Origin of the sequence: Paenibacillus sp. HGF5, assembly GCF_000204455.1 — a bacterium.
In the GTDB taxonomy this organism is placed as follows: domain Bacteria; phylum Bacillota; class Bacilli; order Paenibacillales; family Paenibacillaceae; genus Paenibacillus_AQ; species Paenibacillus_AQ lautus_A.
Map to the genome: position 1 here is coordinate 20742 of NZ_AEXS01000048.1, position 11286 is coordinate 32027.

Here is an 11286-nt window from a genome sequence, read left to right on the forward strand (position 1 = left end):
AACGTCTTCCCCTCTTTTCGTGCCCGCTATTTCATTGTCAGAGCCATAAAGCATCCATGTACTCATCGTCTCATTCGTTTCGATCCATATGCTCTTTAAGCAGTTGATGGATACGCTGGCGTTCCTTCTCGCTCACTTGATAATACCAGACACCGTCGATCTTCTGCCCGCCTCCCTGAATTTCGATCTGTTTGATGGTTTTCATGTCCTGGCGATAGTCGGTTACAAACGTCTTCATTTCATCAAATCGGACGTCTGTCTTGACGCTTGACCCGACCTCCTTAAGCAAAGCTTCAAGCTTGAAGACCGTTGACACGTCAAGCGCGCTGTTCAACACTTCTTTCACGATTTGACGCTGCCTGGAGTTCCTGCCTAAATCGCCGCGGGGATCCTCGTAACGCATCCGAGAAAAAGCCAATGCTTCCCGGCCGTTCAAATGCAGCTGTCCCTTGGCAAAATGATGGCCCTCATAATCAAATGCCAACGCGTTATCAATATCGACTCCGCCAAGCGCGTCTATGATGTTCGCAAAGCCCTCCATGTTGACTTTAACGTAATAATTCACCGGAAATCGGAGCCATTCCTCAACGGTCCGAACGGACATTTGGATGCCTCCGAACGCGTAGGCATGATTGATTTTATCCTCCGTGCCGTGGTCCGCGATGACTGTACGAGTATCTCGTGGAATGTTAAACATCAGGATCGACTGTTTCGACGGATTGACGGACAGCATAATCATCGCGTCCGACCTTCCCCGGTCATTCGGGCGTTCGTCTACTCCCAGCACAAGCACCGTAAAGGGCTCACGCCGATCAATATCCGCCGTCTGGATTTCCTGCAGGATGGGATCGGCTGTTATAAAAGCGGGAGGCGATGAGGGTTCCCGCTGCTCATAAATTTGTTCAGCCGTCGCTTTGACGGACTGGTACACATACACACCGTAACCGCCTGCCAGCACGGTCAGACTCAAGAGCGCTCCCGCCGTAATCTTCAGCCATTTTTTCATGCCTCGTCATCCTTTCCGGTCTAACACTTCCCTCGGCCTCGATTTCATAGACCTCCAATATGTATATGCACTGACCAGCGTTATTCCGGCCAATGCGGCAATCGAATCCAGGACAACATCCTGTGCCTTAAAGATGCGGTACCCCGATGTGCTTTGATGCAGCTCGTCGCTAACGGCATACAACGCGCACAAGCACCATGACACAGGTATGACTATGCTAGCCCTGATTCGCAGCAAATTCGTCAACAGCAGCAGCAACAGGCCACCAAGGACGAAGTATTCCCCGATGTGGGCTGCCTTTCGGATAAAAAATTCAACGAAACCAGGCACACCCTTGGCATCGATGCTGACGATCTCTCCGGCATAAGTAAACGAAACCCATGAAAACCAATGTTCAATCGCCGCCTCTGGCAAGTGTTCCTGCAGCCACGGCCTTAGATCCTGCTGCTGGTACGACTGGGAGGAGAAGAAAAAAATGATGCTCATCCAAACGAAAACAATGACGATGATAAACAGGAGCCTCCTGCTCCTGTAGCTGCTTCTGTTTCTGCCCACGGCATTCTCCCCCGTCATGAAATTACCTTTGTCCTTAGACGAACTGGGTCATCTCTTCCCATTGAAAGGTTAACCGGATCGTATCCTCCTCTGATACTTCGGTACCGGATTGAACCTCTATGAATTCAAGATCTTCAAGCGCGCGAATCCCATGCAAGGTGCCGGCGGGTATTTTGAGCACATCCCCAGCCTGAACGGACTTTACCTGGTCTTGAATGCAAACTTCACCTGTACCGCTGGTGATCGTCCAGTATTCTTCGCGATGCAGATGATAATGATAGCTGGAGTTCTTTCCTGCATCAATCCGAATCCGCTTGGTAAGAACCTCATGTCCGTTCTTATGCTTTTGCAGATCGAGTACACGGTACCATCCCCAGCGGCGTTCCTCATACATGGGCCGTTGTTCGATATGGGAAATAAATTCCTTCAACCGCGGGCTGGATGATTTCTCCGTAACCAGAATGCCGTCTGCGCCAGTGGCTACCACGACATTGGAGAGTCCCAGCACCGCTACCGGAATATCCAGTTCATTAATCAAATGGGTGTTGTAGCAATCGTCGCTGATGGTCCCTTTCCCGTTGATCGGCGATGGAATTTCCTCCGTAAGCGTGTTCCAAGTGCCCAGATCCTTCCAGCTCCCTTCATAAGGAACCACAACGACGCGCTGAGCCTTCTCGATCACCTCATAATCGAAGCTAATTTTCGAGAGCCTTGCATACTGTTTGGACATTTCCTCATATTGAATCGGCAGTCCCTTATCGATGAGAAGCTGGATCAGATAGTCCAGCTTAAAAGAGAACACGCCGCAGTTCCAATAAGCGGATTGAGCGATGTATTGCGAAGCCTGCTCTTCGCTTGGTTTTTCTTTGAAGCTCTTTACGTTGCGGTACCCAGCCGAGGCATCCTCCGTCTGTTCAGAGAGAATATAACCGTACTTCTCCGAAGGATAGGTTGGCTTCACCCCCATAAGCGCTATATCCGCTCCGGACTCTTCCAAAACGCGATCCAAAGAAGATAATGTATGAAAGAACGGCTCCTCCACAAAAGGATCTACCGGCAGTACGGTAACGGTTTCCTGTAAATTGACGTTGGCTATGGAATACAGATACACCGCGGCTAGCGCGATCGCTGGGAACGTATCTCTGCGCTGCGGCTCTACGATGATCGGCACCCTGCCGGGAAGCTGATTTCGAATAATTTCAATCTGCGATATGCCTGCGGCAATAAAGGATGAATCCGCCAGGTTGCTCCTCTGCAGTTGCTTCCAAACGCGCTGCACCATGGACTCGGATTCTCCTTCTTCTCCAGGGAGCACCTTAAGGAACTGTTTGGAGCGAAGCTCGTTGGAGAGAGGCCACAGACGCTTACCCGAACCGCCGGACAATAAAATAATCTTCATCTTACTACTTCCCTCCATCCTTTTATCACAGCATTCTATATGGACTGCAGGAGCGTCCGGTATTTGTCGATTGACTGAGCCTTAGCGAGATACCGTTCCAAGTACAATCTTCCACCACGTCCGGTCAATTCCAACGTTTCCGGACCGCATGCGTACATGTTCGCTATGTGTTGGGAGATTTCGCGATATTGTTGCGGTTCCACAACGACTCCGCATCCGCTTTCCTTAATTAGGACGGCGGCTTCGCTTCCTTGCTCGAGAACGCCGAGTATCGGCTTTCCCGCGGCCATGACGCCGTAGATTTTGCTCGGAACCGAGACGCCCTTGATCCCTTTCTGATTGACGACCAAATGGACATCCGCAGCGCATAAAGAGTATTTGATGTTTTCTTTAGGCTGAAACGGAAGGAAGCGAACATTTCCCAGTCCCTTCTCCTCCACATATCGCTGCATCTCGGGCTTCATGGCGCCATCTCCGATAAAAACGAACAGGATATCCGGATGATCCTTAAAATCCGAAGCGACCCGTATAATGTTCTCCAGATCGTAATAAAGACCGAGATTCCCCGAGTACATCACGATAAATTTCCCCTGCAGATCATGATCTTTCAAAAACTTCGACACGTTAGCGTGGCTGCGGGGCAGCGGCGTGATATCCTGCTCATCGGTCCAGTTATTAATTACGCTGTTGCTCGGTACCCTGCGTCCACGAAAGCGGCTGTTCAGCGTCTCTTGCATGTCCTGTCCAACCGTGATGATATGGTCGGCTATGCGGCAGCTCAAATTATCCATTCTCTTGGCCAGACGAAACAGCCATTTTCGATTCGTGTAACTGATAGCTTCGGCTTGCTCCGGATTAAAATCCATGATGTTGTAGACGAGTTTTCCGCGTTTCAGCACCTTGCCGATGGCGCCAATCAATCCGCCGATAATCGGTGGAGAAGATATCGTATAGATGACATCCACTTTCTTAATGCGAAGCAATGCGATAACAGCTAATAGAAAATAGGAGAGAATAAACAGGATGCGGCTGAATTTGCTTCGCTTATTCACTTGAGGAGTACGGAGACGGATAATCCGTATACGTTCCAGTTGATCGTATTCAAACATTCTTTTCTTCTGGACGTGATTTGCGTTTTCCGGCTGAACGGCGATAACCGTCACATCAAAATCATGCTGGAGCTCCAAACAAAGTTCAGTTAGCAGCTGCCCGGACGAAGCATAATCCGGATGAAAATAATTGGCCACAAACACGATTTCTTTTTTCATTTCATGTCCCCTTACTGTCTTGGAATGTTCTTTTCGCCGCCTGAATGAACGCTACCGGGATCCTTATGTATCAAACAGATCATGGTAAGGATCATTCCGTACGACAAGGTTTTATAGCTGACCTGAAACAACAAGCCGATAATGACAGGTACAAAGGCTGCCAGCATGTAGGGGAGCATGGTGATCGTAAACCGCTGAAGAGCCCTATACAGGATCCAGATCAGATAAGTCATCAACACTGCAATCCCGATCAGCCCTCCCTTGAGCAGGAAAAAGCTAACCGCCGAATGAGTGTAGGATACAAGAATGTTGTTTACCGCCGGATCGTGAAACAGGCCTCCCCACCCCACTCCCAGCAGCATGGAATATGGAGAGGCGGACGTTTCAGCCAGTACGGCGGCGAGCTCATCCGTCTTTCCGTTCGCGCCGAAATCCTCCTGTTTGGATACCAACAATTCAAATGAGTTGGATATTTGCTCCTGGGCAAGCATCCCTGCGGCGACGAGAATGATCAGACCAATGATCAGCTTATTCATCGATTTGCGCGAGCTTACGATGAAGTAAACGGCAAAGCACAGCATAGCAAGCGCAAGCGGCGCGCGCTGCGCAACGGCCATGAGAGACCCGAGGGCCAGGAAACCGCCAGTCAGCATCACGAGGCTCCCCAGCCAGCGAAACGGGCTGGAGCTTTTCCAAGTATGAATCGCCATGATGGGAAGAAATACGCCGGCAAACGAAACGCTGGGATCATACGGAAGATACAGAAAATTATCAAAGTAATACATTCTGCCCACTTCCAGAGGGGAAATCTGTACAACCACGTAGAATCTGATGGATAAAATAACGCCCATTACGGAGATGATCCAAGGCAATATCGAAAGCCAATTGAGCGTTGAGCGTTTCATTGCCGGCAAGAGCAGGAGCGGAACGAACAGATACACGCACGGAATCAAATCGCGAATAATATCCGTCATATCCCACCCATAAACAACACCGCCGTTCAGAAGCCCAATCCACAGCAAAAAGAAGAAGCCGGCATGAATAACGACAGGCACGGTCCCGTAATGGCGATATAACGAGAAGCCGCCGCCCATAACAATGATTCCGGTCGGGATCGATACAAACAAGATCAGAAGAACAGCAATCAAAGCTTCTGCGATGCCGGGCTCTGCTGGAAAAGGGGAACTGAACAAGGCATATAACAGCAACGCTGCTATAAATCCGAATCCCCCCAAGTTGGCCACTGAGCTTCTGCTCCGATTATGCAATGTATCAGCAGGGAAACTCAGATTGTGATTCATGGGATTGACTCCTTATCTTTTAAGATCAGAACGGTGAGGAGCATTCCGTAGGAGAGCGTCTTGAAACTGGGCTGGAACAACAATCCGATCATGATCGGAACCCCGGCCCCAAGCATGTACGGGAGATTCTGCATGTTTACGCGCTTTAAGCACTTCCATATAATCCAGCTCAGATAAGCCAAAAAGACAGTAATACCGATAACCCCTCCCTTTAACAGGAAGAAGGTAAACGCCGAATGAGTAAACGAGACCTCAGACATGTAGGTCGGATCAAAAAACAGTCCCCCCCAGCCTATACCAAGCAGCAGCGTATACACCGACTTGGACGTTTCCTGAAGCACAGCCGCCAATTCATCCGTCTTCCCGTTCGCTCCATAGTTCACCTGCTTGGATAACAGCAAATCAAACGAGCTCGTGATCTGCTCCTGGGCCAGAATCCCGGCTCCAATCAAGATCACGATAATGACGATCAGCTTCCGTATGGACCTTCCGGAACTTACGCCGAAATACACGGCAAAGCACAGGGCAGCCAACCCCAGCGGGGCCCGCTGCGCTACGGCCATGAGCGAGCCTAACGCCAAAAAACCGCCGATCAGCATGGCCAGGCTGCTTAGCCAGCGGAGCGGATTCGTGCTTTTCCACGTATGCACGGCCATAATCGTCAGGAAGACGCCGGCAAACGAAACGCTCGGGTCATAAGGCAAATACAGAAAATTATCGAAATAATACATTTTCCCGATATCGAGCGGCGAAATGCGAACTTCCATATAGAATCTGATCGATAAAATAACGCCCATTACCGCGATGAGCCACGGAAGAATAGACAGCCATTTGAATTTGGAACGATTCATTGCGGGAAGCAGCAATAAAGGGACAAACAAATATACGCATGGAATAAGATCACGCAGTATATCCGTTGAATCCCAACGATAGATGACGCCTCCATTCAGCAGCCCCAGCCACAGCAGCACAAAAAAGCCCAAATGCAGCGGCATGGGGACGGTGTCATATCTGCGATACAGCGTAAAACCGCCGCTCATGACCAGAATTCCTGTCGGAAGCGAAACAAACAGTACCAGCAACGCCGCGATCAGCACTTCCGTCATGCCGGGATTGGCTGGAAAGGGCGCGCTGAAGATCGCGTAAATCAAGAGGGCCAGAATAAAGGCAAGCCCCCCCATAATTCCTCCTCCAGTCGGGACCGGGGACAACTGATTACCGATAGCAGTACGGCTGTTCATGTCCCCTGGCTTACTTTCCGGAGCTCCGACATCTTGATTCCGATCTGCCAGTAATAAACCGAACGTGCGAAAGCATAGTGGAAGCCGGCGGAACCATCGAGAAAGCCAAGCTTAATGATATAAGAGTGTATAAATGCAACCGCCCACTTCAAAGGCATCCGGTCGAACAGCTTCTTCTGGAGGCTTCGGATGAAAATTTGGGATTCGTTCAGGTTCCGAAAGCCGCCATTGGTGCGCACCACCGCCTCCCAATCCGAATAACGGTTATGCTTCGCGAAATAATCAAACAGGGAATCATGATCATAGTGCACCATACAACTGCTGAGCACCCCGGTACTTCCATCAATCTGAGGCTGATAATGCCCTTCCACTTCCCACATGTTCGACGCCGACAGATCGTCATGGTCCAGAAATCTGCCTAACCGACGGTGGAACAATACCAGCTTATACATCCTGTGCCCGTGCTTCAGCACCTTGTTCATGAATACATAGTCATACGCCACGAAATAGCCTGCCGCCAGATCCCGCTTTTCTTGAAACAACCCCTCTATCTCGGCGACCAGCCGGGGAGTGGCTTCTTCATCCGCATCCACGTAAAATACGTAGTCATTGCGGAACGGCAGCTCCTCAAGGCACCATTGCTTTTTCTTCGGATATTGGCCATTCCATGTAAAATTGATAACATGTGCACCCATTTCCCGTGCAATGGCACATGTTCGATCCGTGCTGTTGGAATCCACGACGAACACCTCGTCAAAAGCGGATACCGAAGCCAAGCACTTGGCTATGTTTTTTTCCTCGTTCTTTGTCATGATAATGACGGACACCGGGATTTTATTTTTCATAGGAAAAGCGCACCCTCTTATAGAATTTAGGAAAGCTATGTTTAACCAAACGAACGCCCCATTGCAGCAGCGCGATCGCAGCGCGGAGGACGATTGGCATCCCGAGAATGGATTTACGGATAAACCACTGGTCCCGTTGGCCTTGTTTATGCTGGGTTTGGGAGATACCGCCCTGCTCAAAAATGCATATGGGTTTACGGAGGTACGCTGTTGTCCCGCCCTGCAACAAGAGTTCCGCTGTCAGGGCATAATCCGCTCCGATCGGGTATTCCAGACGATACCTGATGCTGCTCAAACTTCCCCGCCTAAAAGCCATGGATTGGTGATGCGTAAACATGCCGTACCACATGCGCTTATGACTGCGGGCCGTCTTATACAACAGTTCACCCGACCGCGCTTCTTCAAGCGCATCGCCATACAGCAAATCCGGGAGTTGATGCTGGATAGCTTGCACACGAAGCCGTTCGCCAATCGTATCATCATAAAATCGATCGCCGGAATTCATGAAGACAACATACTGACCATTGCAACATTCCAGTCCTTTATTCATCGCATCATATATCCCTTGATCCGGTTCACTGACAAAGGACACTCGTTCATCTTCAATATTCTGAAGAAAAGCCAGCGTGCCGTCATCCGAGTTGCCGTCAACGACGATCCATTCGAGCGAGCAGGATTGCGACTTCACGCTTTGCCACGTTTTGATCAGACCCTGTAGATTATTTCTGCAGACCGTGACTACGGAGAGAAAAACTTCAGATCTGTCTTCTACCCATTGAGTCCGTATCATTTGTAACTGGCTCCCTTTAATCGAACTTGCTGTTCTATGTTTTTGTTCCTGCCTGCCAGACGCATCAACTGACGTATCAGATCAACGGGGTGGAAATGCACCGAAATGCCGAGTTTTCGCCGCACCTCTACCCACATCCAACCGTTCTGCGCAAGCAAACCGCATACCATCACGACGGCAAGCGCAAACGGCCCCCATGCATGAACGACCGTCACGGCCGCAATTACCGTCACGACACTGGTAACCAGCGTGATTCTCAACATGGTCCGCTCATGGCCGGTTAAGGTCAGAAGAAGTCCTGACGGGCCTGCGAATAAATTGATGAGCTGACCCAGCGACAAAACAGCCAGAATGGCATGACCTGAGCCATAGGCAGATCCAAATGCCAATTGAAGCACTTTCTCGCCCATCAGCATAAAAACCATTCCAATGACGATTGCGGGCAGCGTAGATATGCCAACAATGATCCGGCCGGCATTTTGAATGCTCGGGAACTGGCCGCTGCCGAAATACTTGGAAATGATGCTTGTCATCAGCGTATTCATCAACACGACGAAGAAATTAAGCACGGCCATTAAGCGTACGGCTGCACCATAAATCGCCACTTCGCTCTCATCGTAAAAAACGCCCAGAATCCAGATATCGCTAGAGGTGAGCATAAACAGCGCGACGTTCGAAGCCATCATCGGGAGAGAGACGGCAAGCAGCTGCCGGGCGTTTGGCCCATGATCTGCGGCCGGCTCATTCGTTTGGTTCCGGAACCCTCCCTGGAGAAGCTTCAGCAATCTCCAACCGGCGACGAAGCAGCTAATCCCCATGCAGACCGTAACCAAGATGAGCGCATGCTCCAACGATAATGATGAACGCCCGAGCCACATCAACAACCCTAAACCTGCCAGCATGAGAAAGTTGGACAAAACGCCGCTAAACAATGTAGCCTGCCTCACATCACCGTGTCCCCGAAAGGTCTCGGCCATTACATTTTGCAGAACCGTTAACATGATCCACAGCCCGGTCCATAACGCGGCCGATGCCATAATTTCCGAGCCCAAAACGCCTCGAAGCAGCGTCAGCTGCAGGAGTGTATACAGTATGCCTGTACCGGCTGCTCCGATCATCGCAATCTTCAGAGACAGCAGCGCGGTTTTACGGGCCCATGTCTGCTTTCCTTTCTCCCTCTGCTCGGCCAAAAAACGTATGATGCTCTGGTTCAAACCCAGCGTGCCAACCACGCCGCCAAAAAAGGCGATATTGAAAGCCATCAAATAGGCGCCGAAGGCTGCCGTATTCAGTACCCTGGACAGTAAGATATTAATGAGCAGCGCGGACCCTGCAAAGAATGCCCGCCCTGCAAATATCCACAAACCGCCGTTGACCGTTCGATTACGGGTGAGTTTGCGAAGATCGTGAAACCTTTCTAACTTATGCCGCGTGCTGGACGATCGTTTGCTTCTCACACGTATGCCGCCGACAGCGCTTCTTGGTATTTGATCTCTGCGCGCACCCGCTTCATGTCCTCGTCTACCATCATCTTAATCAGCTGTTCAAAGCTGACCTCAAGCTCCCACCCGAGCTGCTCTTTAGCTTTTGTGCAATCGCCAAGGAGCAGGTCAACCTCTGCAGGACGCACGAATTCGGGATCAATGACGACGTAATCCTCGTAATGCAAGCCCACGTAAGAGAAGGCTACCTCAAGGAGTTCCCTTACGGTGTGCATTTCGCCCGTTGATATCACGAAATCGTCCGGCTGCTCTTGCTGGAGCATGAGCCACATGGCTTTGATATAATCCCCTGCAAATCCCCAATCCCTCAATGCATCCAGATTCCCCATTCGCAGCTCCTGCTGCAAACCGTGCTTGATCCGGGCAACGGCATCCGTGACCTTCCTGGTAACGAACTCCAATCCCCTTCTGGGCGACTCATGATTAAATAAAATGCCGGAGCATGCGAACATCCCGAAGCTTTCGCGATAATTCACCGTGATCCAATGGCCGTATACCTTGGCTACGCCATAAGGGCTCCGAGGATAGAAAGGCGTTGTCTCTTTCTGAGGCGTTTCCACGACCTTGCCAAACATTTCGCTGCTGGACGCCTGATAGAAACGCGCCTCCGGCTTCACCAGCCGGACCGCCTCCAGCATATTGGTTACGCTGATCGCCGTCATTTGGCCCGTTGCCAGCGGCTGCGGCCAAGAAGCGGCTACATAGGACTGGGCTGCCAGGTTATACACTTCGTGCGGATCGGCGATACGGACCGCTTCGATTAACGAGGCGAGATCGGTCAAATCACCGGATATCCAGTGAATCTTATCTTTAATATGGGTTACGTTCTCGTAATTGGGTGTGCTGGTCCGGCGGCGCAATCCAAAAACCTCGTACCCTTTGCTTAGCAGAAACTCAGCCAAATACGAACCGTCTTGACCGGTAACGCCAGTGATTAATGCTCTTTTCATATTGATCCTCCAACGGATTTACTGTAGATCTGTTGCGATTCTAAATAGTGCTCATAAGTTCGGGCCAATCCTTGCTCAAGGCTGATCGACGGCTTCCAGCCGAGGGCTGTCAGCTTGCTGACATCCACCAGCTTTCTGGGTGTACCGTCGGGCTTTGAGGCGTTATAGACAAAACTTCCGTCATAACCGACAGTGGAGGCTATGCTCTCTGCAAGTTCCCGGATGGACACATCCTCTCCGCAACCGATATTGACGATTGTATTCTCCTCGTAATGCTTCATCAGGAACAAACAGGCATCGGCAAGATCGTCAGCGTAAAGGAATTCGCGCTTCGGCTGACCGGTACCCCAAATTTCCACCTCGCGTTGGCCTGTCTCCTTAGCCTCATGTATCTTGCGCAGCAGCGCGGGAAGAACATGGGAGGTTTCC

Annotated in this window: 11 protein-coding genes; all 11 read right to left on the reverse strand. The window is 50.6% G+C overall.

The features are described 5' to 3' along the window. Window positions 1-70: 70 nt before the first annotated feature. Window positions 71-1006: an LCP family glycopolymer transferase gene (locus tag HMPREF9412_RS07905; protein WP_009590897.1), complete on the reverse strand. Its 936-nt coding sequence runs from the start codon at window positions 1004-1006 to the stop codon at window positions 71-73. Window positions 1007-1012: 6 nt separating this feature from the next. After that, window positions 1013-1561: a VanZ family protein gene (locus HMPREF9412_RS07910; protein WP_009590899.1), complete on the reverse strand. Its 549-nt coding sequence runs from the start codon at window positions 1559-1561 to the stop codon at window positions 1013-1015. Window positions 1562-1595: 34 nt separating this feature from the next. After that, window positions 1596-2960, reverse strand: a complete 1365-nt coding sequence (locus HMPREF9412_RS07915; protein ID WP_009590896.1) for a sugar phosphate nucleotidyltransferase — start codon at window positions 2958-2960, stop codon at window positions 1596-1598. A gap of 35 nt (window positions 2961-2995) precedes the next feature. Further along, window positions 2996-4228, reverse strand: a complete 1233-nt coding sequence (locus tag HMPREF9412_RS07920) for a glycosyltransferase family 4 protein (protein WP_009590889.1) — start codon at window positions 4226-4228, stop codon at window positions 2996-2998. A gap of 11 nt (window positions 4229-4239) precedes the next feature. Beyond that, window positions 4240-5463, reverse strand: a complete 1224-nt coding sequence (locus HMPREF9412_RS07925) for a hypothetical protein (protein WP_085981263.1) — start codon at window positions 5461-5463, stop codon at window positions 4240-4242. A 62-nt stretch (window positions 5464-5525) separates the two neighbouring features. Further along, on the reverse strand, window positions 5526-6710 hold the full coding sequence (locus tag HMPREF9412_RS07930; RefSeq protein WP_009590894.1) for a hypothetical protein: 1185 nt from the start codon (window positions 6708-6710) through the stop codon (window positions 5526-5528). A 56-nt stretch (window positions 6711-6766) separates the two neighbouring features. Next, window positions 6767-7615 carry a glycosyltransferase family 2 protein gene (locus HMPREF9412_RS07935; RefSeq protein WP_009590909.1) on the reverse strand — a complete coding sequence of 283 codons (849 nt, stop codon included), beginning with the start codon at window positions 7613-7615 and terminating at the stop codon, window positions 6767-6769. Then, entirely contained in the window at window positions 7605-8405 is an 801-nt protein-coding gene (locus tag HMPREF9412_RS07940) for a glycosyltransferase family 2 protein (protein ID WP_009590888.1), read from the reverse strand. The genes HMPREF9412_RS07935 and HMPREF9412_RS07940 overlap by 11 nt, the downstream gene beginning before the upstream one ends. Next, a complete protein-coding gene (locus HMPREF9412_RS07945; RefSeq protein WP_254664016.1) occupies window positions 8402-9862 on the reverse strand; it encodes an oligosaccharide flippase family protein in 1461 nt (486 codons plus the stop codon). Before HMPREF9412_RS07945 ends, HMPREF9412_RS07940 begins: the two co-directional genes overlap by 4 nt. Next, window positions 9859-10857 (reverse strand): GDP-mannose 4,6-dehydratase, encoded by a 999-nt coding sequence (gmd, locus tag HMPREF9412_RS07950; protein ID WP_009590886.1) that lies wholly within the window; start codon window positions 10855-10857, stop codon window positions 9859-9861. Before gmd ends, HMPREF9412_RS07945 begins: the two co-directional genes overlap by 4 nt. Beyond that, window positions 10854-11286 (reverse strand): NAD-dependent epimerase/dehydratase family protein (locus tag HMPREF9412_RS07955; RefSeq protein ID WP_009590901.1); only part of this gene is annotated, 433 nt, incomplete at its 5' end. The genes HMPREF9412_RS07955 and gmd, both read right to left, overlap by 4 nt.